The following is an 18,325-nucleotide window of genomic DNA, read 5'->3' as shown; positions in this document are numbered from 1 at the left end:
CGCGCGCCGCCGGCCGGTGCTCAGCGGTGCCAGCCGCGGTAGCCGCCACCCCAGCCGCCACGGCCGTAGTAGCCGCCGCCGCCCCAGCCCCGCGAGTAGCCGAGGTTCAGCGAAATGCCCACCGGCGGGTAGGCGTACGGATAGGCATACGGGTAGCTGTAGGCGGGTTGCACGTACACCGGGGCGGCGTACACAGGCGCCTGCTGGTAGACCGGCGCGGGTGCGTTGGAGACCACCACGCCCGGCTCGGGCACCACGTTGTCCCAGGGCGAGCCGCTTGGTTGCTGGGGATAGCCGCCGCCGGCCTCGACCGGGTAGGTCTGCACCCGAGACTGCGGCGCCACGGGCAAGGCGGTCGCGCCGGCGGTGACGCCGTAGGTGCTGGCCTGGATCGCAATGGTCGCGCCGGGCCGGCTGTTCATGCGGGTGGTGTACTGGCGCCCGTTGAATTCGTAGGTGACGTTGTAGTTGACGTCGCTGCCGGTCGTTTCGCGGATCGGGGTGGCGGAAATCACGCGGGCCTGAACCACCTGGTTCTGTTGGGCATGCACGAGCCCGGTGCCCGCCGCCAGCGCGCCGGTCACGCAAAGGCCGGCCAGGGTGCGAAAAACGTGTTTGTTCATGGTGTGTCTCTCCTGCAGATGGCGGTTTGACGCCCGCCGACAGGGCGGGTTCCAGGGTTTACACGGCGTTGACAGCCCAGGCGTCGGCGTCGAATCCGGTGGTCACGGGCTTTTTAGGGCCCCAGTCGACCACCGGGCGCTTGATGAGGCTGGGGTTCGCCAGCAGCACCGGGCGGGCGGAGGCGGCGTCGACCACGCCCTCGCGGGTGGTCTCTTCGAGCTTGCGCCAGGTCGTGCCCTTGCGGTTGACCAGGGCCTCCCAGCCGGGCTTCTTCAGCCACTGGTCGAGCTCGGCCTCGGGCACGCCCTGTTTCTTGAAATCGTGGAAGGTGTAGGCGACGCCATGCTCGTCGAGCCAGGTGCGGGCGCGCTTGACGGTGTCGCAGTTCGGAATGCCGTATAGGGTTGTCATGGCCGCGATGATGCCCCGGCCGGCAGGTCGGCGACAATGCCCGCCTCCATGGAAACCCTTAACGACTGGCTCGCGCGCGCCGAGCAACTCCATCCCAAGAACATCGAGCTGGGACTCGAGCGTGCCAAAGAGATGGCGCAGCGCCTCGGCCTGCGCTTCGACTGCCCCGTCATCACGGTGGCGGGCACCAACGGCAAGGGCTCGACCTGCGCCATGCTCGAATCGATCCTGACGCATGCCGGCTACCGCACGGCGGTGTTCACCTCGCCCCACCTGGTGCGCTTCGAAGAGCGGCTGCGGCTGCAGGGCGAAGCGGTCGATGCTGCCAAATTGATAGCAAGCTTCGAAGTGGTGGAGAAGGTGCGCGGTGACCTGAGCCTCACGTACTTCGAGTTCACGACGCTCGGCATCCTGCATTGCATGATCGAGCAGAAGCCCGACGTGGCGATCCTCGAAGTCGGCCTGGGCGGCCGCCTCGACGCGGTGAACATCATCGACGCCGACTGCGCGGTCATCACCAGCATCGACCTCGACCACATGGAATACCTCGGCCCCGACCGCGAGAGCATCGGCTTCGAGAAGGCCGGCATCATGCGCGCCGGCAAGCCCGCCATCGTGAGCGACCCGATGCCGCCGCAGAGCGTCATCGACCACGCCACCGCCATCGGCGCCGATCTCTGGCGCTTCGGACACGATTTCAACGTCTCCGGCGACAAGCAGCAGTGGGGCTGGTCGGGCCGCGGCCGGCGCTACAGCGGGCTGGCATACCCGGCGCTGCGCGGTGCCAACCAGCTCATCAACGCGGCGGGCGTGCTCGCGGCGCTCGAAGCGGTGCGCCCGCAACTGCCGATCACGGCGCAGGCCGTGCGCAACGGGCTGGCCATGGTCGAGCTGCCGGGCCGCTTCCAGATCGTGCCGGGCGAACCCTCGCTGGTGCTCGACGTGGCGCACAACGCGCATGCCGTCGCCGCGCTGGCCGAGAACCTCGACGCGATGGGCTTCTTCCCCACCACGCACGGCGTGTTCGGCGTCATGGCGGACAAGGACCTGGCACCCATTCTGGCGCGCATCGGGCCGCTGATCGACCGCTGGTACTTCACCGACCTGCCCACGCCGCGCGCCGCCAAGGGGGCCGATCTGCTGGCCGCCTGGCAGGCGCAGAACACGCGCACGGACGCCTCGGGCAGCGTGCATGCGAACCCCATGGACGCGTTGCGCGCAGCCATCGAGCACGCGGACCCCACTGATAGAATCGTCGTCTTCGGATCGTTCTTCACCGTGGGTGGCGTGCTCGAAAACGGCACCCCCCGGCTGCAAGCCAAACACCTGCTGCCAGGCGGCTGATCGTCGGGCTGTCCACACACCCATCCGGCACATCGGGCACCACCTCGCTGCACTCCTTCAGGGATCGAACTTCATGGCGTTTTTCAAGTTCCGCACGCGCGGCCCACAAGGCAACGAAGGACGCAGCGCCCCGGCTGCAGTGCCGGCGGAAAGTGTCGAATCCATGCGTCGGCGTGCGCGCCACCGGCTGCTCGGCGCCGCGGTGCTGGTGCTGCTCGGCGTGATCGGGTTTCCGTTGCTCTTCGATACACAACCGCGCCCCGTGGCGGTCGACATCCCGATCGAGATTCCCGACCGCAACAAGGTCAAGCCGCTGCCCGTGCCCGCCACGCCGGCCCCCGCGACCAGCAGCGCGCCCGCTGCGCCCGACACCGGCTCGCGCGTGGCCTCGGCCTCGTCGAGCGGCGGCATGATCACCGAGAGCGCCGACGGCACGGAGATCGAGTCCGGCAAGCCGGCCGCCACCACGCCGCCGCCCGCCGAGCGCAAGCCGGAGCCGAAGCCCGAACCCAAGCCGCAGGCCAAGCCCGAGCCCAAGCCCGAAGCGAAGGTCGAGCACAAGCCTGAGCCGAAGCCCGAGGCCAAGCCGAAGCCTGAACCCAAGGAATCCAAGGAACCCAAGCCCGAACAGAAGCCCAAGACGGCTTCCGCGGACGACGGCGCGCGTGCCCGCGCACTGCTCGAAGGCAAGCCCATCAACGCAGCCGCCGCGGCCCCCAAGGCTTCCGACGACGCTGCCGGGCGCTTCGTCGTGCAGGTCGGTGCCTTCGCCGATGCCGACAAGGCGCGCGAAGTGCGCCAGAAGCTCGAGCGCGCCGGTCTCAAGACCTATGTGCACGTGGCCAAGACGGCCGACGGCGAACGCACGCGTGTGCGTGTCGGCCCGTTCAGCTCGCGTGCCGAGGCCGACCGCGCGGCGGAAAAGGTCAAGGGCTTGTCTTTGTCGGCCGCGATCCTCACGTTGTAAGTACCGCTGCCTGTCGCCGTGGCCTTGCTCGACTGGATCGCCGTCGCGCTCATCGGGGTGTCGATGCTGTTCGGCCTGATGCGCGGGCTGGTGTTCGAGGTGATCTCGCTGATCGGCTGGGTGGCCGCATTCGTCGCCGCCCAGTGGCTGGCTTCCGGCGTGGCGGCATGGCTGCCGTTCGGCGATCCGCAGGCGGCATGGCGTTACCCGCTGGCCTTCGTGCTGGTGTTCGTGGCGGTGGTGTTCGGCGTGGGCCTGGTGGCCGCGCTGACGCGCAAGTTGATCACGGTCGTGGGTCTGCGGCCGGTGGACCGGATTTTGGGAGCGGCGTTCGGAGCGGCGCGGGGTGCGGTGGCCCTGCTCGTGCTGGCCGTCGTTGTTCATTTGCTGGTGTTGAGCGACAGTGCCTGGTGGCACGAATCGCGCAGCGCCGTTGTTCTCGATGCGGCACTGCAGGGCTTGAAACCCGCGCTGCCTGAAAAGTTGGCAAGCTACCTGCCCTGAGAGGAATCGTTCATGTGTGGAATCGTCGGCGTTGTCAGCAACGCACCCGTCAACCAGTTGCTCTATGACGCACTGCTGCTGTTGCAGCATCGCGGCCAGGATGCGGCCGGCATCGTGACCTTGCTGGAACGCAAGTTCTTCATGCACAAGGCCAAGGGCATGGTGCGCGACGTGTTCCGCACGCGCAACATGCGCGCGCTGCCGGGCAACGTGGGCCTGGGCCAGGTGCGCTACCCGACCGCCGGCAATGCCTACAGCGAAGAAGAGGCGCAGCCCTTCTACGTGAACGCGCCGTTCGGCATCGTGCTCGTGCACAACGGCAACCTCACCAACGCGCACGCGCTGCGCGACGAGCTGTCGTCCACCGACCACCGCCACACCAACACCGAGAGCGACTCCGAAGTGCTGCTCAACGTGCTGGCGCACGAACTCGAGCGCTCGTCGCGCGGCGTGCCGCTGCATCCGGCCGAGATCTTCGAGTCGGTGAAGAGCATGCACAAGCGCCTGCGCGGCTCGTATGCCGTGGTGTCGCTCATCGCGGGCCACGGCCTGCTGGCCTTCCGCGACCCGTACGGCATCCGCCCGCTGTGCATGGGCCGCAATCCGGCCGACGGCACCGTGATGATCGCCAGCGAATCGGTGGCGCTCGAAGGCTCGGGCCATGTGTTCGAGCGCAACATCGAGCCCGGCGAAGCCGTGTTCGTCGACCTGCAAGGCAAGGTGCATTCGATGCAGTGCGCCGAGTCGCCCAGCCTCAACCCCTGCATCTTCGAGTTCGTGTACCTCGCGCGCCCGGACTCGGTGCTCGACGGCATCTCGGTCTACCAGGCGCGCCTGAACCTGGGCGAAACGCTGGCCAAGCGCGTAGTCTCGACCGTGCCGCCGAACCAGATCGACGTGATCATCCCGATTCCCGAGTCCAGCCGCCCGAGCGCCACGCAGCTCGCGCACCTGCTGGGTGTGCCGTACCGCGAAGGCTTCGTGAAGAACCGCTACGTGGGCCGCACCTTCATCATGCCGGGGCAGGGCGTGCGCAAGAAGTCGGTGCGCCAGAAGCTCAACGCCATCGCGAGCGAGTTCAAGGGCCGCAACGTGCTGCTGGTCGACGACTCGATCGTGCGCGGCACCACCAGCCAGGAAATCGTGCAGATGGCGCGTGACGCCGGTGCCCGCAAGGTCTACCTGGCCAGCGCCGCGCCGCCGGTGCGCTACCCCAACGTCTACGGCATCGACATGCCGACCAAGGGCGAGCTGGTCGCGCACGACCGTACGGTGGAACAGATCCGCGAACTCATCGGCTGCGACGCGCTGATCTACCAGGACGTCGACGCCATGAAGCGCGCCATCGGCTCGCTCAACCCCAAGCTCGCCGGCTTCGACGCCTCGTGCTTCGACGGCGTGTACGTGACGGGCGACATCGACACCGAGGCCATCTCGCGCATGAACGGCAACCGCCCCCGCATCGAAGAGACCGAGGAAGATTCTTCGCGTCTCGCGCTGCCCAACCCCAGCGAATGAACTCCGGGAGAGAACACCTGTGAGCGACGAACGCACCCTGCCGCCCGGCCTGCATCCCGACACGCTCGCGTTGCGCACCGGCCTCGCGCCCAGCCAGTACGGCGAGCATTCCGACGCGCTGTTCCTGACCAGCGGTTTCGTGCAGCCCGACGCCGAGACCTCGATGCGCCGCTTTGCGGGCACGGAGCCGGGCTTCACCTATTCGCGCACCTCGAACCCGACTGTGACCAGCTTCGAGCAGCGCATTGCGGCGCTCGAAGGCACCGAGGCGGCAATTGCCGCGTCGACCGGCATGGGCGCGATCCTCATGATGTGCATGGGCCTGCTGAAGGCCGGTGACCACGTGATCTGCTCGCGCTCGGTGTTCGGCTCCACGCTGAACCTGTTCGGCAAGGAGTTCGCCAAGTTCGGCGTCGAGACCACCTTCGTGTCGCAGACCGACGTGGCCGAATGGCGCGCGGCCGTCAAGCCCAGCACCAAGCTGTTGTTCGCCGAGACGCCGACCAACCCGCTGACCGAGGTCTGCGACATCCGCGCGCTGGCCGACGTGGCGCACGCCGCGGGCGCGCTGCTGGCGGTCGACAACTGCTTCTGCACGCCGATCCTGCAACGCCCGGCGTCGCTGGGCGCCGACCTCGTCATCCACTCGGGCACCAAGCACCTCGACGGCCAGGGCCGCGTGATGGCGGGCGCGATCTGCGGGCCTTCGAAACTCATCGTCGACGTGTTCGGCCCCGTGGTGCGCACCGCCGGCATGGCGCTGGCGCCGTTCAATGCGTGGGTCGTGCTCAAGGGCATCGAAACGCTCGGCGTGCGCATGAAGGCGCATTGCGCCAATGCGCTCGACGTGGCGCAGTGGCTCGAAAAGCAGCCCGGCATCGCCCGTGTGTACTACCCCGGCCTGGCCTCGCATGCGCAGCATGAACTGGCCATGCAGCAGCAGTCGGGGCAGGGCGGGGCGGTGGTGTCGTTCGACGTGGTCGGCGACACGCCCGAAACCGCGCGCGCCAACGCGTTCCACGTGATCAACAGCACGCGCGTGGTGAGCGTTGCCACCAACCTCGGCGACGTGAAGACCATCATCACGCACCCTGGCACCACCTCGCACGGCCGCCTGACCGAGGCGCAGCGCCAGGCCGCCGGCATCGGCCAGGGACTGATCCGCCTCGCGGTCGGCCTCGAGCATGCCGAAGACATCAAGGCCGACCTCGCGCGCGGCCTGGGCACCCTGAATTCCATATAAAAAATGACCGGCAAAGTACGCACCCGCATCGCACCGTCCCCCACGGGTTTCCTTCACCTCGGCACGGCGCGCACCGCGCTGTATTCGTGGGCTTACGCACGCCACTACGGTGGTGAGTTCGTTTTGCGTATCGAGGACACCGACGTAGCCCGCTCCACGCAGGACTCGACCGACCAGATCCTCGCGTCGATGCACTGGCTCGGCCTCGACTACAACGAAGGCCCGATCTACCAGATGCAGCGCCTGGAGCGCTACCGCGAAGTCATCGCGCAAATGTTGAAGGCCGGCACGGCGTACCACTGCTACTGCACGCCGGCCGAGCTCGACGAAATGCGCGAGGCACAACGCGCGCGCGGCGAGAAGACGCTGTACGACCGCCGCTGGCGTCCCGAGCCGGGCAAGGCGTTGCCGCCCGTGCCCGAAGGCGTGCCGCCGGTGGTGCGCTTCTGCAATCCGCCCGAAGGCGACGTGACCTGGAACGACCTCGTGAAGGGCGAGATCACCATCAACAACCGCGAGATCGACGACCTGATCATCCTGCGACCCGACGGTGTGCCCACGTACAACTTCGCGGTGGTGGTCGACGACTGGGACATGAACATCACGCACGTGTTCCGCGGCGACGAGCACATCAACAACACGCCGTGGCAGATCAACATCTTCCGCGCGCTCGGTGCATCGCTGCCCGAGTTCGGCCACGTGCCGGTGATTCTTGGCGACGACGGTCAGAAGCTCTCGAAGCGCCGCGGCGCCGTGAGCGTCACTGCCTACGAAGACAACGGCTACCTGCCGGAGGCCATGCTGAACTACCTCGCGCGCCTGGGCTGGAGCCACGGCGACGACGAGCTGTTCACGCGCGAGCAGATGGTGAGCTGGTTCGACGGCTCGCATCTCTCGAAGAGCCCCGCGCAGTGGGACGCTGCGAAGCTTGCGTGGGTGAATGCGCAGTACATCAAGGCGAAGAGCGGTGACGAGCTCGCGCCGCTTGTTGCAGCACAGTTGCAAAAGCGCGGCATCGTTGCCGACGAGCGCTTGCCTGCTATCTGCGCGTTGTTCAAGGACCGCTGCGACACCACGGTGGCACTCGCCGACTGGGCCACTGCGTTCTATGCGGACATCCAAGTGAGCGATGCGGATCGCGCACAACACATCACCGATGCAGTGAAGCCCGCAATTGCAACGCTTGCAGAAAAATTGATGACTGCGACATGGGATAAGCCCTCAATCGCAGGTATCATCAAGGAAGTGCTTGCGACACACGCATTAAAAATGCCAGTGTTAGCGATGCCAGTACGAGTGCTTGTGATGGGAACATCGCAGACACCGTCCCTCGATTCAGTCCTCGAGATTTTTTCAAAAGAAAAAGTTCTCGAAAGATTGAAAAAGGCCTGATAAACGGGCTATAATTCGAGGCTCGACACCCACAGGGGGTATAGCTCAGCTGGGAGAGCGCTTGCATGGCATGCAAGAGGTCATCGGTTCGATCCCGTTTACCTCCACCATTAAGTGTCGAGAGAAGAAGATAAGTGCTGATCGCAGCACGGTTCCTAAGGTTTTGACCCTATCGTCTAGAGGCCTAGGACACCACCCTTTCACGGTGGCTACCGGGGTTCGAATCCCCGTAGGGTCGCCAGTTTCACGCAAGTGAAGCAGGCACGAGTTGTCAACACTCGGCTTCGCAAGAAGCGAACGTTGTCTACCAGGAGTGGTAGTTCAGTTGGTTAGAATACCGGCCTGTCACGCCGGGGGTCGCGGGTTCGAGTCCCGTCCACTCCGCCAGTCAGAAGCCCTTGCAGCTCTAGAGTTGCAAGGGCTTTTCACTTTCTGGCTCGGCTTCTTTCTCTTCCCTCCACACGACGTCTTTAGATGCGATCGCTCGCGCGTGTCACGCCTGCGAGTTGCTGTGCCTGTTCGTCCGCTTGCAAGTGCTCGATGAAGACGCGAACGCGTCGCGGCATCGCGCGAGCGGCGGGGTACACGAGCGATGCAAGCTTTGGCGTAGCTCGCATGCGCGCAACAAACGTTCGAGTCGTCCATCAGCCAGATGCGCTGCGATCACGAACATCGGAAGTTGCGCGATGCCCAATCCGGCGACGGCCATCGCGATGATGTGATGCATGTCATCCGAACGCAGCGACGCGTGCGGCTCGATCTGCACGGGCCCTTCCTGCGTTTCGAAATTCCACGGTTCTTCTCTGCCGTCGGGTCGCGTGTACGTCACGCATCGGTGGCTGTGAAGTTCATCGGGTCGAGAAGGTCTTGGCATCTCGCCGAAGCAGGCCGGCGCGGCCACCGTCACGAACTGTCCATGGCCCAGCGGACGTGCGACGAGGCTCGAGTCGGGCAACGCACCGGCGGCAATCGCGACGTCGAGGTCGCGGTCGAACACGTCGGACAGCTGCATCGTCGACACGATCTAGACGCGCAGCTTCGGATGCCGCGCAAGCAACGCGGGCAATCGCGGTGCGAGCAGGCAAGTGCCGAAGAGCGACGGCAATCCGACGCGCACCGTGCCGGCCACCGCATGCGTGTCCGCGCCCGCTTCCTGCGCGGCCTCGGCCAGCATCTCGAACGCGCGCGCGCATTGTTCGTGAAACGCCGCGCCTTCTTCCGTGAGATGCAACGCCCGCGTCGTGCGCACCAGCAACCGCACGCCAAGATCGCTCTCGAGCCGGCCGATCGACTTGCTCACCGCCGAGGGCGTCATCGCATGCAGCGCCGCGGCCGCGGTGAAGCTGCCGGCGTCGGCCACGGTCACGAACACGCGTGCATCCGCCTCCGAGATCGGCAACTCGTGAGTGCGGTTCATCGGTCTTGTGCCGCCAACCTGCTTTTGCATGAAGCTCCTCGCATCCGCCATGCATCACGTGCACAACGTCTCGCAACGCAACGTGATCCATCGACAGGAGCCGATCATGAAACTCTTCTATAGCCCCCGAGCTTGTTCATTGCCTGCCCACATCGTCCTGCGCGAAGCGGGCCTGCGGGCCGAGCTGGTTCGCGTCGATCTCGAGAGCAAGACGCTGCTTGCCACGGGTCGCAGCTACCTCCAGGTCACCGCGATGGGCAAGGTGCCCGCGCTCGAACTCGACGACGGCGAAGTGCTCACGGAGGGCCTCGCCGTGCTGCAGGACCTCCCCGACCTGGCGCGGTCGTCGCAACTCGCACCGCTCGCGGGCAGCATGGCGCGCCATCGTCTCGCCGAGGCATCGAGCGTCATCGCAAGCGACCTGCACAAAGGCTTCGCACCCATGTTCGATCCCGACGTGCCCGCCAGCTACAAGCGCAAGCCGATCGCCGACACGCGTATCTTCGAACGCATCGCATCGATGGTGCGGCCGGCGCCGTACATCCTCGGCGAAGGCTTCACGGTCGTGGATGCATACCTCTATCCCATCCTTTGCCTTGGCCGGTTGGCAGGACTCGATTTCTCGGCGTGGCCCTCCATCGGCGCGTACATGGAAGTGGTCACTGAAAGGCCCGCCGTGCGTGCCGCGATGGAGGCCGAAGGGCTCGCTGCAGACTGATGGCGAGCAACTTCAATGAAGGCCCGAAGCGACCGCGTTACATCCGGGCTCTCGCAGTCGAATAAACTCCGGACCGCTTGCAGCTTGTATCGTGCTGCGCCGCCATAGGCAACATGGCGAAATCAAACCTATCAGGAAACTCAGTTGAACCGCATCGAACTCGTCGAAAAAATCGTCACCGCCCACAACGTCAGCAAGGCAGAAGCCGCGCGCATCCTCGAGACTGTCACCAGCTCGATCGTCGCCGCAGTGAAGAAGGGTGACCCCGTGCAGATCGTCGGCTTCGGCACGTTCAAGCAAGTCGCGCGCGCTGCACGCTCGGGTTTCAACCCCAGCGCTGGCACCAAGATCAAGATCGCCGCACAGAAGGTGCCGAAGTTCGTGCCGGGCGCTGCCTTCAAGGCCGCCGTGGACCCGAAGGCTGCAAAGCGCAAGGCCGACGGCAAGGCTGTCGCAGCCAAGCCCGCCGCCAAGCCCGCCGCCAAGCCGACCGCCAAGGCTGCAGCAAAGAAGGCTGCACCCGCCAAGAAGGCCGCTCCCGCCAAGAAGGCAGCAGCAGCCAAGAAGAAGTAAGCAGACAGTGACGTGACGCGGCTCCTGCAGCCGCGCATGCACCAAAGAAAAACGGCCCCTCGGGGCCGTTTTTTTATGGGCGCTGCGCAAGCGGCAGCGTCTAGCCAGATCTCAATCGGGCTCGATCACGCCTTCGCCCAGATAACGCTGGTACTCGGCGATCGGGATCGCGGTCGTCTGCGCGCTGCCGCCATCGCCCCAGCTGAGCACGGCGCTGTCGGGCGCCAGCTCGATTTCGATCGGGCCTCTGGGAATGAGGATCAGGGGGCCGTCGCCGGCTCGGTATTCGACATCTCCGGTCACTTTCGCATTCGCTGGCATGGGTGCGTTCCTCGGGTTGAGTGGTCGGGGGGATCAGGTTCTCGATGCCAGCTTACACGGCCTGCGGCGGCGCGGGGTCATCGCGCTGCGGCGATGTGTGTAGGTCTGTTCAACGTCGTGCCCGGCAGCGGTCACATCGGCGTCATGCGCCGCGTGGCACGCTCGCAGTCCTTCCTGTTTCTCCTCCCGCCGATCGAAAAGATGCTCCGCGCGATGAAGCGATCCACGACCCTCGCAATCACGGCCATCTGCCTGTTGGTCATGTCCGTCGCCGCGGCAACCGCCTGGCGGTCGCTGTCCGTGCAAGACGCGCAGGTCGCGCAGGTCGCGCAGGCGGCACCCGTTGCACAGGCCACGCAAGCCGCCGCGGCGCCCGCGCTCGAAATCCGCTGGCACGGCGGCGGGATCATCCTGCAAGGCGCCGTGCGCGACGCCGTCACGCAGCGCGCGCTCGCCGAGGGCGCCGCCGCACGCCTTGGCGGCGAGACCGAGCAGGTCGTCGACTGGCTCGACATCACACCCGACGCGCTGGCCGTCGCCGACCCCGCGGCGCTCGCGCAACTCATCCGTCTGGGCCAGGAAGGCTGGCAGCTGCAGCGCCGGCCCGCCGAGGGCTGGCTGGCCGTGCCGCACTTGCCGAAGCTGGGCGAAGCAGAAGGCGCGCAAGCCAGGGCCCTGCTGCAGGCGGCCTTCGGCCAAGGTGTGGCGACGCGCCTCGTGCTTCTTCCCTGACCGCCTGGCAGATCACCCCCAGAGGGCTTGAGGGGGTCACGGCATCGTCATCTGCCGTGGCCAGCATCCGCTGGATTCCAAAGCAGAGGAGAGGTTCATGCATCCATCGTCGAAACACGCCGCCCTGGCCGGCGCGGTCCTGGCCATGCTCACCGCCTGTGGCGGCAGCAACAACACGAACGGCTTCCTGCCGATCGCCGCGCCGCCTCCCGCGTCGAACCCGCCGGCCCCGGCGCCCGCCACCGTGGACGTGAAGCTCATCGCCTTCAACGACCTGCATGGCAACCTCGAGCCGCCCAAGCTGTCGATCACCGCGCCCGCCAAGGCCGGCGGTACGGTGGCGGTGCCCGCCGGCGGCGCCGCTTACCTGGCCTCGGCCATCGCCGACCTCAAGGCGAAGAACCCGAACAACGCCGTGGTGTCGGCCGGCGACATGATCGGTGCCTCGCCGCTGGTGTCGGCGCTGTTCCTCGACGAGTCGACCATCGAAGCGGTGAACGCGATGAAGATCGACTTCAACGCGGTCGGCAACCACGAGTTCGACAAGGGCCAGACCGAACTGCTGCGCATGAAGAACGGCGGCTGCGCGAAGAACACCGCGCTCGAGCCCTGCCGCGTCAACAAGAGCTTCCCGGGCGCCAACTTCGGCTTCCTGGCGGCCAACACGGTGAAGGGCGACGGCAACACGCTGTTCCCGGCCACCGGCATGAAGACCTTCACCAAGGACGGCGCCACGGTGAAGGTGGCCTTCATCGGCATGACGCTGAAGGGCACGCCCAACATCGTCACGCCCGCCGGCGTTGCGGGCCTGAGCTTCAAGGACGAGGCGGACACGGCCAACGCGCTGATCCCGCAGCTGAAGGCGCAGGGCGCCGATGCCGTCGTGGTCGTGATCCACGAAGGCGGCACCACCACCGTGGGCTACAACGACAAGAGCTGCGCGGGCCTGAGCGGCGACATCCTGCCGATCCTCGACAAGCTAGACGCCTCGGTCGACATCGTGATCTCGGGCCACACACACCGCTCCTACGTGTGCGACTACGGCAAGACCAACCCGGCCAAGCCTTTCCTGCTGACCAGCGCCGGCCAGTACGGCACGCTGCTGACCGACATCAACCTGACCATCGACACGCGCACGCGCAAGGTCACGGCCAAGGCGGCCGACAACGTGATCGTGCAGGGCGAGGCTTACACCAGCGGCGCCACCACCGTCGCGCTGACCGACCAGTACCCCACCTTCGGCAAGAACCAGGAGGTGGCCGCGCTCATCAGCCAGTACCTCACCATCGCGGGGCCGCTGGTGCAGCGTGTGGTGGGCTCGCTGACCGCCACGGCCACGCGCACGCAGACCGCGTCGAAGGAAAGCGTGCTGGGCAACCTGATCGCCGACGCGCAACTCGCCGCCACCAGCCCGGTGGGCAAGGGCGCGGCGCAGATCGCCTTCATGAACCCGGGCGGCGTGCGCGCCGACCTCGCGCCTGCCGGCGACGGCAGCGTCACCTACGGCCAGATCTTCGCGGTGCAGCCCTTCGGCAACAGCCTGGTGGTGAAGACGATGACGGGGGCGCAGATCAAGGCCGTGCTGGAGCAGCAGTTCAACAGCGGCGCCAACACCGCGGCCGCGCCGAAGGTGCTGCTGCCGTCCAAGGGCCTCACCTACAGCTACAGCCTCTCGGCGCCCGCCGGCTCGCGCATCAGCGGCCTGTCGCTCAACGGCACCGCGATGGTCGACGCCACGACCTACCGCGTGACGATGAACAGCTTCCTGGCGACGGGCGGCGACAACTTCACCGTCTTCAACCAGGGGACAGATTCGCTCGGCGGCGACCAGGACGTGGACGCCCTGGAGGCCTACATCAAGGCCGGCAGCCCCTTGGCGCCACCGGCCACCGACCGCCTCACGGTCCTGCCCTGAAGGGCTGCGCCGGTGCGCCTCAGGCCGTGGCCTGCAGGCGCATCGGCTGGGCCTTGCCGTAGGCCAGGCTGCGCCACAGCCATTCGGCCGGCCCGAAGCGAAAGCGCGCCAGCCACCAGCAACTGAACAGCGCCTGCAGCGCGAAGATCGCGGCGCCGCAGATCACCACGCCCACGATCCCGAACTGCGGCCCGAGGCCCAGGCCGATGCCGTAGAACAGGCCGAGGCCGAAGAGCGTCTGCGCGAGGTAGTTGGTCAGTGCCATGCGGCCCATCGGCGCGAGCTTGCGCAGCCAGTGCCGCCACGCCGCATGCTGGAACAGCAGCACGAAGGCGGCCATGTAGAACACGCCTTGCGCCAGCGGTGCAAGCTCCCGCAGCAGGCGCGTCGCGTGGAGGCCCGCGCCTTCACCCAGCCAACTGGCCACCAGGGCGGTGCCGCCTGTGCCGCCGGTGCCGCCATGGTCCCGCAGCATCAGCAATGCGGAAGCGGCAACCGCAACGGCGAAGCTCGCGCGCAGCAGCCGTACCCAGAAACGCCGGTGCGCGACCGATTCCCGCAGCACGCCCGCGCGGCCGATGGCCATGCCGAGCAGCAACCGGCCGAACACGAACAGCGGCAGCGACCACACGGCGATGCGCATGCGCATGTCGCGCGCCAGGTTGCCCTGGAGCATCGTGGCCCAGTCGCCGCTGACGAAGGCGCTCCATGCGGCGGCCGAGGCCTGGGCCTTGCCGGCCTGCGCCGGCAGCAGGCCGGGCACCAGCGGTTGCAGCAGCACCGGCAGCACCACGGCCACGCACACGCCGAGCACGGCCAGCGTGCGCGCCGGCAGCCGGGTGAACGCCAGCAGCAGCAGGCCGAACACCGCGTAGTAGCGCAGGATGTCGCCCCACCAGAAGAGGTACGCGTGCACCAGGCCGATGGCCAGCAGCACCAGCATGCGCCGCACGTGCAGGCGCATGCCGTCGGTGTTGGTGTTGCCGGCGAGGCGGATCGACCGCATTGCGAAGCCCACGCCGAAGAGCAGGGTGAAGAGGGTGATCGACTTCGCGTCGACCAGCAGCTCCATCGCCAGTGAAAGCGCGCGATCCCAGGCGGCGGTGGGCAGCGCGTCGCGCTGCGACCTCGCAATGAACTCGTACAGCGAGAAGCTGCGAAGGTTGACCAGCAGCACGCCGAGCAGCGCGAAGCCGCGCAGGGCGTCGAGCAGCTCGAGCCGCCGCGCGGCGGGCGCCGGCGAGGTGCGCGGATGGATGGCGGCGTTGGCGGTGGGGTTCGAGGGTTTCAGCGAGCCGCCCGCGGTCGAGTAGCGAGGCAGCCTTGCAGGGTCGAATGTCATCGGGGTGCGCAGGGTCGGTTCGGTTGCCGGATGGCGGGCCGCTGGGAGCGCGCGCCCGCAAGAGACCTGCGATGCTATGAATCAGCATTGCGCGAACATTGCGCCGCCCGTGGCCGTGGGTGGCCTCACGTGACCGCCGGTGGCGCCTGGCCCGCCACCGGCCTGCCGGCGTCAGACCGTCATGTTCTGTTCGACGTCCAGCGCCTTGCGGCGTGCCAGCGCGAGGTTCGACTTGGCCTTGTCCAGCACCAGGTAGACGAACAGGCCTTCCTTCTTCTGCATCGGGCGGATGATGTGGTACTGCTTGCCGAGCGTGATGAGGATGTCCTCGATGACATCGTTCAAGCCCAGGTCGCGCATGGTGCGCAGCTTGGCGCGCACGACCTCGGTGTTGCCCGCGGCCGCGACTTCCAGGTCGACGCCCGATCCGATCTGGCCCAGGATCATGCCGCTGCTCGAGTCCACCAGCGCCGCGCACAGCGCGCCGTCGCAGGTCATCAGGTCGTCCATGGATTGCTTGATATTTGCCATCGAAATCCTTCGTAGTCCCTCGCCCCTTGGAGTCGGCGGCCACCCGGGCGAAGAGGTGGGCGGCTGCCGGTGTTGTCGAACGGGTGTGCCGGATCGGCGCCGGTGCGCGGCCGCCCTCAGGCGTGCTGCAGCGCGAGCGTCGCCTGCTTCGCGAAGTACAGGACCTGGCCGATGATCGCGTCCTTGCCGGTGACCACGCTCACGATCAGCGTGAGCTCGGGGTGGCGCGCCTGCAGCATCAGGATGTGGCCGTGCGTTGCCTCGATGGTCACGTTGTCGCAGTCGCCGAGGTCGCTCTCCTCGCCCGCGACGGCGCCCAGCGCGGCCAGCGAACTGGCAATGGCCGACAGGCGGGCCACCTGCGCGGTGTTCTCCACGCGCGCGGCCAGCTCCAGGCCGTCCTCGGTCGAGATGACCACGGCCTTCACCCCCTTGATCTCGCTCATCAGCGTGTCGATGGCGGATTCGGCGGCGAGCTTGATCTGGGGGGTGATGTTCATGGCTGCCCGGAAATGAAGAAAAGAGAGGCTCAGGCCTCGAGTTGAAGCAGCAGCAGCTCCAGCAACTGAACGACCTGCTGCGGGTCGGTCACGTTGGCCGGCAGCACCGGGCACAGCACGCCCTTGGCCTCGGCGCGGCGCGCGTAGGCGTCGATGTCGGGCTGCGGATGCGACTCCATGCGTCCCACCGCCACCACGCACGCGGTGGTGGCGATCAGTTCGGCGAAACCGTCGAGATACACGTCGAGGTCGGCCAGCGGATCGGGCCGGCTGTTGTCGACCAGGATCACCAGGCCGAGCGCGCCGCGCGCCAGGATGCGCCACATGAAGTCGAAGCGCATCTGGCCCGGCGTGCCGTACAGGCGCAGCTTCTCGCCGTTGTCGAGCGTGAGTTCGCCGTAGTCGAGCCCGACGGTGGTGGTGGCCTTGGCAACCGAGGTGTCGGTGTTGCGCACGTCGGTGCTCACGGGCGGGACCTCGCTCACGGCACCGATGGCGGTGGTCTTGCCGGCACCCATCGTGCCGGTGAAGAGGATCTTGTGTTCGACGGTCATCGGGGCCCTGTGGTCAGCAGGCTGAGCCGGCTGCGGATGCGGGCCAGCAAGCCGGGCTGCACGGCGTCGCGCACCGGCGGATACGGGAGGGCGGGGCGGCTGTCGGGGGCGACGCTGTCGAAGAAAGCAGAATTGGCGGTGGCTGCCGCAGCCTGCTTGTCTTGCGCGGCTCGCACCGCCTGTGCCGCCTGTGCCGCCTGTGCTGTCTCCTGTGCGCTTTCGAGCAGCCCGCTGCGGCGCAGGTCGGCAATGAAGTCCAGGCATTCCTGCACGCCGAGGCCCGAGCGCTGGCGCAGCACGCCGAGCGAGGTGGGGCGCCCTGTCATCAGCGTGGCGAGCCGGATGCGGTGGGGTGCCTCGAGCAGCGCGGCGGGCGGCCAGCGCAGCAGGCGGAACTCGTCGTCTTCGGCCAGGTCTGCCTCGGCCGCCGCCAGGCCCAGCCCGCGGGCGTGGACGACCATGGCGCCCAGGCGGTTGAGCGTCTGCTCGAGCGCGTCGGCATGCAGCGGCAGTGCGAGGAAGTGGCCGCCGCGTTGCGGGTCGGTCTGGCCCACGGCCAGCACCGGCACCGCCGGCGCGTCGCCCACGGGTGGCAGCTTTTCGCCGACGACCCGCAGATCGGCCGGGCCGGCTCTCCAGGCCCAGTGCTGGTGGGTGCGGTGGTCGAGCAGGCGGACCAGCGACTTGAACAGCAGCTCTTCGCGCGGCGGCAGGCCTTCGACGCTGAAGCTCAGCAAGGCGCGCTGGCTTTTGAGGGCGGGATGGGCGGCTGTTGTCATGCCGGCACCGACAGCACCAACTTTGGGCGTGAACGCCGTTCTGATTGCAAAGCAGGCTCCCCGGCTGGACTTCGGCGGCCGGTTTGAAGGGCCATCGAAAGTAGTACTACAGGACTATCTCGACCAATGACGATAAAAATATAACACTTGTTGCAAATAAAAACACAAGATTACGGAGCGAAGTTTCAGGCCATTCATGGACACCGTGTCTTCGCGTAGGCGGATTTCTCAAGGTGGGCGGGGGCCGGTTTTCGCGTCTTAGCATGAGCGCACCTGCCGCTGTTGGCAGACAAAAGCGGGGTTTTCCTCGCCGATCCACCTTCTTTGCAAAGGATTTCGTCATGAAAGCCATGAACTTCAGAACGCTTGCGCTCTCGTCCGCTTTCGCCGCGTGCAGCCTGGCCTTTGTCGGCTGCACCACGACGCGACCGCAAGATCAGGCCAGCAGCGCGTCGTCGCGCACGTCCATCGACGCCCAGGCCGACGCCGCGCTGTCCAAGCTCTACGACTCGGTGAAGGGCTCGCGCGAACTGGTGGCGCGCTCCAGCGGTGTGCTGGTGTTCCCCGCCGTGGTGGGGGGCAGCCTGGGGGTCGGTGCCGAATACGGCCGAGGTGCCTTGCGCGTGAACGGGCGCACGCAGTCGTACTACAGCACCACCGCCGGCTCGGTCGGCTTCCAGGCCGGCGCGCAGTCGAAGGCGGTGATCTACCTGTTCACCACGCAGGCGGCGCTGGACAAGTTCCGCAACAGCAAGGGCTGGACGGCCGGTGCCGACGCCACGGTGGCGCTCGCGACCATCGGCGCCAACGGCAGCATCGACACCAACACGCTGCGCCAGCCGGTGGTGGGCTTCGTGATGACCAACATCGGGCTGGAAGCCGGCGTTTCGCTCTCTGGCGCGAAGATCAGCGAGATCCAGCTGTAGGCATCAGGGGCTGA

At 67.0% G+C, this 18,325-nt stretch carries 20 protein-coding genes, 3 tRNA genes and 1 pseudogene; 14 read left to right on the top strand and 10 right to left on the bottom strand.

Annotation, left to right across the window (positions count from 1 at the left end; all coding sequences use genetic code 11):
* Nucleotides 1–20 precede the first annotated feature (20 nt).
* Together BM004_RS09475 and BM004_RS09470 are read right to left on the bottom strand one after the other, a co-directional pair.
* Nucleotides 21–623, bottom strand: coding sequence for a glycine zipper 2TM domain-containing protein (locus BM004_RS09475; RefSeq protein WP_093212781.1), 603 nt, complete (start codon nucleotides 621–623; stop codon nucleotides 21–23).
* Between the two features lie 58 nt (nucleotides 624–681).
* Complete coding sequence (locus BM004_RS09470; protein ID WP_093212779.1) at nucleotides 682–1,035, bottom strand: ArsC family reductase; 354 nt, start codon at nucleotides 1,033–1,035, stop codon at nucleotides 682–684.
* Between the two features lie 36 nt (nucleotides 1,036–1,071).
* Between BM004_RS09470 and folC the strand changes: the two genes are divergently transcribed.
* The 9 genes from folC to BM004_RS09425 all read left to right on the top strand — a co-directional run bounded on the left by folC (nucleotide 1,072) and on the right by BM004_RS09425 (nucleotide 8,390).
* A complete protein-coding gene (folC, locus tag BM004_RS09465; RefSeq protein ID WP_093212777.1) occupies nucleotides 1,072–2,379 on the top strand; it encodes a bifunctional tetrahydrofolate synthase/dihydrofolate synthase in 1,308 nt (435 codons plus the stop codon).
* Nucleotides 2,380–2,452: 73 nt separating this feature from the next.
* Nucleotides 2,453–3,346: an SPOR domain-containing protein gene (locus BM004_RS09460; protein WP_093212775.1), complete on the top strand. Its 894-nt coding sequence runs from the start codon at nucleotides 2,453–2,455 to the stop codon at nucleotides 3,344–3,346.
* A gap of 18 nt (nucleotides 3,347–3,364) precedes the next feature.
* Nucleotides 3,365–3,850, top strand: coding sequence for a CvpA family protein (locus BM004_RS09455; protein ID WP_093135773.1), 486 nt, complete (start codon nucleotides 3,365–3,367; stop codon nucleotides 3,848–3,850).
* A 12-nt stretch (nucleotides 3,851–3,862) separates the two neighbouring features.
* The gene (gene purF, locus BM004_RS09450; protein WP_093135776.1) at nucleotides 3,863–5,368 is read left to right on the top strand and encodes an amidophosphoribosyltransferase; all 1,506 of its coding nucleotides are present in this window, start codon (nucleotides 3,863–3,865) and stop codon (nucleotides 5,366–5,368) included.
* 19 nt (nucleotides 5,369–5,387) lie between these two features.
* Complete coding sequence (locus BM004_RS09445) at nucleotides 5,388–6,611, top strand: O-succinylhomoserine sulfhydrylase (RefSeq protein ID WP_093135779.1); 1,224 nt, start codon at nucleotides 5,388–5,390, stop codon at nucleotides 6,609–6,611.
* 3 nt (nucleotides 6,612–6,614) lie between these two features.
* Complete coding sequence (gene gltX, locus BM004_RS09440) at nucleotides 6,615–8,003, top strand: glutamate--tRNA ligase (protein ID WP_093135782.1); 1,389 nt, start codon at nucleotides 6,615–6,617, stop codon at nucleotides 8,001–8,003.
* Between the two features lie 34 nt (nucleotides 8,004–8,037).
* Nucleotides 8,038–8,113, top strand: a tRNA-Ala gene (locus BM004_RS09435).
* A gap of 55 nt (nucleotides 8,114–8,168) precedes the next feature.
* Nucleotides 8,169–8,244, top strand: a tRNA-Glu gene (locus BM004_RS09430).
* Between the two features lie 69 nt (nucleotides 8,245–8,313).
* Nucleotides 8,314–8,390: transfer RNA gene (locus tag BM004_RS09425), tRNA-Asp, on the top strand.
* A 106-nt stretch (nucleotides 8,391–8,496) separates the two neighbouring features.
* Here the strand turns inward: BM004_RS09425 and BM004_RS09420 are convergent.
* Nucleotides 8,497–9,015, bottom strand: a complete 519-nt coding sequence (locus tag BM004_RS09420; RefSeq protein WP_093212773.1) for a substrate binding domain-containing protein — start codon at nucleotides 9,013–9,015, stop codon at nucleotides 8,497–8,499.
* 12 nt (nucleotides 9,016–9,027) lie between these two features.
* The gene (locus BM004_RS09415; protein ID WP_177206449.1) at nucleotides 9,028–9,420 is read right to left on the bottom strand and encodes a LysR family transcriptional regulator; all 393 of its coding nucleotides are present in this window, start codon (nucleotides 9,418–9,420) and stop codon (nucleotides 9,028–9,030) included.
* Between the two features lie 28 nt (nucleotides 9,421–9,448).
* Between BM004_RS09415 and BM004_RS09410 the strand changes: the two genes are divergently transcribed.
* Both BM004_RS09410 and BM004_RS09405 read left to right on the top strand, forming a co-directional pair.
* Complete coding sequence (locus BM004_RS09410) at nucleotides 9,449–10,138, top strand: glutathione S-transferase N-terminal domain-containing protein (RefSeq protein ID WP_143072416.1); 690 nt, start codon at nucleotides 9,449–9,451, stop codon at nucleotides 10,136–10,138.
* A 138-nt stretch (nucleotides 10,139–10,276) separates the two neighbouring features.
* Nucleotides 10,277–10,711, top strand: a pseudogene (locus tag BM004_RS09405) (HU family DNA-binding protein); the annotation flags it as partial.
* 111 nt (nucleotides 10,712–10,822) lie between these two features.
* On the opposite strand, the gene BM004_RS09400 reads toward BM004_RS09405, so the two are convergent.
* Entirely contained in the window at nucleotides 10,823–11,032 is a 210-nt protein-coding gene (locus BM004_RS09400) for a hypothetical protein (protein ID WP_093135790.1), read from the bottom strand.
* Between the two features lie 213 nt (nucleotides 11,033–11,245).
* Here BM004_RS09400 and BM004_RS09395 point away from each other — a divergent pair, with 213 nt between their 5' ends.
* Both BM004_RS09395 and BM004_RS09390 read left to right on the top strand, forming a co-directional pair.
* Entirely contained in the window at nucleotides 11,246–11,764 is a 519-nt protein-coding gene (locus BM004_RS09395) for a hypothetical protein (RefSeq protein WP_093213080.1), read from the top strand.
* 97 nt (nucleotides 11,765–11,861) lie between these two features.
* Nucleotides 11,862–13,679, top strand: a complete 1,818-nt coding sequence (locus BM004_RS09390) for a bifunctional metallophosphatase/5'-nucleotidase (protein ID WP_093212765.1) — start codon at nucleotides 11,862–11,864, stop codon at nucleotides 13,677–13,679.
* Between the two features lie 19 nt (nucleotides 13,680–13,698).
* Here the strand turns inward: BM004_RS09390 and BM004_RS09385 are convergent, their stop codons facing one another.
* The 5 genes from BM004_RS09385 to BM004_RS09365 all read right to left on the bottom strand — a co-directional run bounded on the left by BM004_RS09385 (nucleotide 13,699) and on the right by BM004_RS09365 (nucleotide 17,385).
* Nucleotides 13,699–15,021: a DUF418 domain-containing protein gene (locus tag BM004_RS09385; RefSeq protein ID WP_093212763.1), complete on the bottom strand. Its 1,323-nt coding sequence runs from the start codon at nucleotides 15,019–15,021 to the stop codon at nucleotides 13,699–13,701.
* 171 nt (nucleotides 15,022–15,192) lie between these two features.
* Nucleotides 15,193–15,552, bottom strand: a complete 360-nt coding sequence (locus BM004_RS09380; RefSeq protein ID WP_093135798.1) for a hypothetical protein — start codon at nucleotides 15,550–15,552, stop codon at nucleotides 15,193–15,195.
* 116 nt (nucleotides 15,553–15,668) lie between these two features.
* On the bottom strand, nucleotides 15,669–16,052 hold the full coding sequence (locus BM004_RS09375) for a roadblock/LC7 domain-containing protein (RefSeq protein ID WP_093212761.1): 384 nt from the start codon (nucleotides 16,050–16,052) through the stop codon (nucleotides 15,669–15,671).
* A gap of 29 nt (nucleotides 16,053–16,081) precedes the next feature.
* Nucleotides 16,082–16,606, bottom strand: a complete 525-nt coding sequence (locus BM004_RS09370; RefSeq protein WP_093135803.1) for a GTP-binding protein — start codon at nucleotides 16,604–16,606, stop codon at nucleotides 16,082–16,084.
* On the bottom strand, nucleotides 16,603–17,385 hold the full coding sequence (locus BM004_RS09365) for a hypothetical protein (protein WP_177206447.1): 783 nt from the start codon (nucleotides 17,383–17,385) through the stop codon (nucleotides 16,603–16,605). Before BM004_RS09365 ends, BM004_RS09370 begins: the two co-directional genes overlap by 4 nt.
* A 341-nt stretch (nucleotides 17,386–17,726) precedes the next feature.
* Here BM004_RS09365 and BM004_RS09360 point away from each other — a divergent pair, with 341 nt between their 5' ends.
* Complete coding sequence (locus BM004_RS09360; protein WP_093135808.1) at nucleotides 17,727–18,311, top strand: BPSL1445 family SYLF domain-containing lipoprotein; 585 nt, start codon at nucleotides 17,727–17,729, stop codon at nucleotides 18,309–18,311.
* Nucleotides 18,312–18,325 lie beyond the last annotated feature (14 nt).

The organism is Variovorax sp. OK212 (genome assembly GCF_900112425.1).
In the GTDB taxonomy this organism is placed as follows: domain Bacteria; phylum Pseudomonadota; class Gammaproteobacteria; order Burkholderiales; family Burkholderiaceae_C; genus Variovorax.
Note: the sequence above shows the minus strand (reverse complement) of the source record. Positions and strands in the feature narration are given on the sequence as shown.

Coding starts and splice junctions, on each gene's coding strand:
- BM004_RS09475 (WP_093212781.1), bottom strand. CDS start 623: ATGAACAAACACGTTTTTCGCACCCTGGCCGGCCTTTGCGTGACCGGC.
- BM004_RS09470 (WP_093212779.1), bottom strand. CDS start 1,035: ATGACAACCCTATACGGCATTCCGAACTGCGACACCGTCAAGCGCGCC.
- folC (WP_093212777.1), top strand. CDS start 1,072: ATGCCCGCCTCCATGGAAACCCTTAACGACTGGCTCGCGCGCGCCGAG.
- BM004_RS09460 (WP_093212775.1), top strand. CDS start 2,453: ATGGCGTTTTTCAAGTTCCGCACGCGCGGCCCACAAGGCAACGAAGGA.
- purF (WP_093135776.1), top strand. CDS start 3,863: ATGTGTGGAATCGTCGGCGTTGTCAGCAACGCACCCGTCAACCAGTTG.
- gltX (WP_093135782.1), top strand. CDS start 6,615: ATGACCGGCAAAGTACGCACCCGCATCGCACCGTCCCCCACGGGTTTC.
- BM004_RS09420 (WP_093212773.1), bottom strand. CDS start 9,015: ATGCAGCTGTCCGACGTGTTCGACCGCGACCTCGACGTCGCGATTGCC.
- BM004_RS09415 (WP_177206449.1), bottom strand. CDS start 9,420: ATGAACCGCACTCACGAGTTGCCGATCTCGGAGGCGGATGCACGCGTG.
- BM004_RS09410 (WP_143072416.1), top strand. CDS start 9,449: ATGAAGCTCCTCGCATCCGCCATGCATCACGTGCACAACGTCTCGCAA.
- BM004_RS09400 (WP_093135790.1), bottom strand. CDS start 11,032: ATGCCAGCGAATGCGAAAGTGACCGGAGATGTCGAATACCGAGCCGGC.
- BM004_RS09395 (WP_093213080.1), top strand. CDS start 11,246: ATGAAGCGATCCACGACCCTCGCAATCACGGCCATCTGCCTGTTGGTC.
- BM004_RS09390 (WP_093212765.1), top strand. CDS start 11,862: ATGCATCCATCGTCGAAACACGCCGCCCTGGCCGGCGCGGTCCTGGCC.
- BM004_RS09385 (WP_093212763.1), bottom strand. CDS start 15,021: ATGACATTCGACCCTGCAAGGCTGCCTCGCTACTCGACCGCGGGCGGC.
- BM004_RS09380 (WP_093135798.1), bottom strand. CDS start 15,552: ATGGCAAATATCAAGCAATCCATGGACGACCTGATGACCTGCGACGGC.
- BM004_RS09375 (WP_093212761.1), bottom strand. CDS start 16,052: ATGAACATCACCCCCCAGATCAAGCTCGCCGCCGAATCCGCCATCGAC.
- BM004_RS09370 (WP_093135803.1), bottom strand. CDS start 16,606: ATGACCGTCGAACACAAGATCCTCTTCACCGGCACGATGGGTGCCGGC.
- BM004_RS09365 (WP_177206447.1), bottom strand. CDS start 17,385: ATGACAACAGCCGCCCATCCCGCCCTCAAAAGCCAGCGCGCCTTGCTG.
- BM004_RS09360 (WP_093135808.1), top strand. CDS start 17,727: ATGAAAGCCATGAACTTCAGAACGCTTGCGCTCTCGTCCGCTTTCGCC.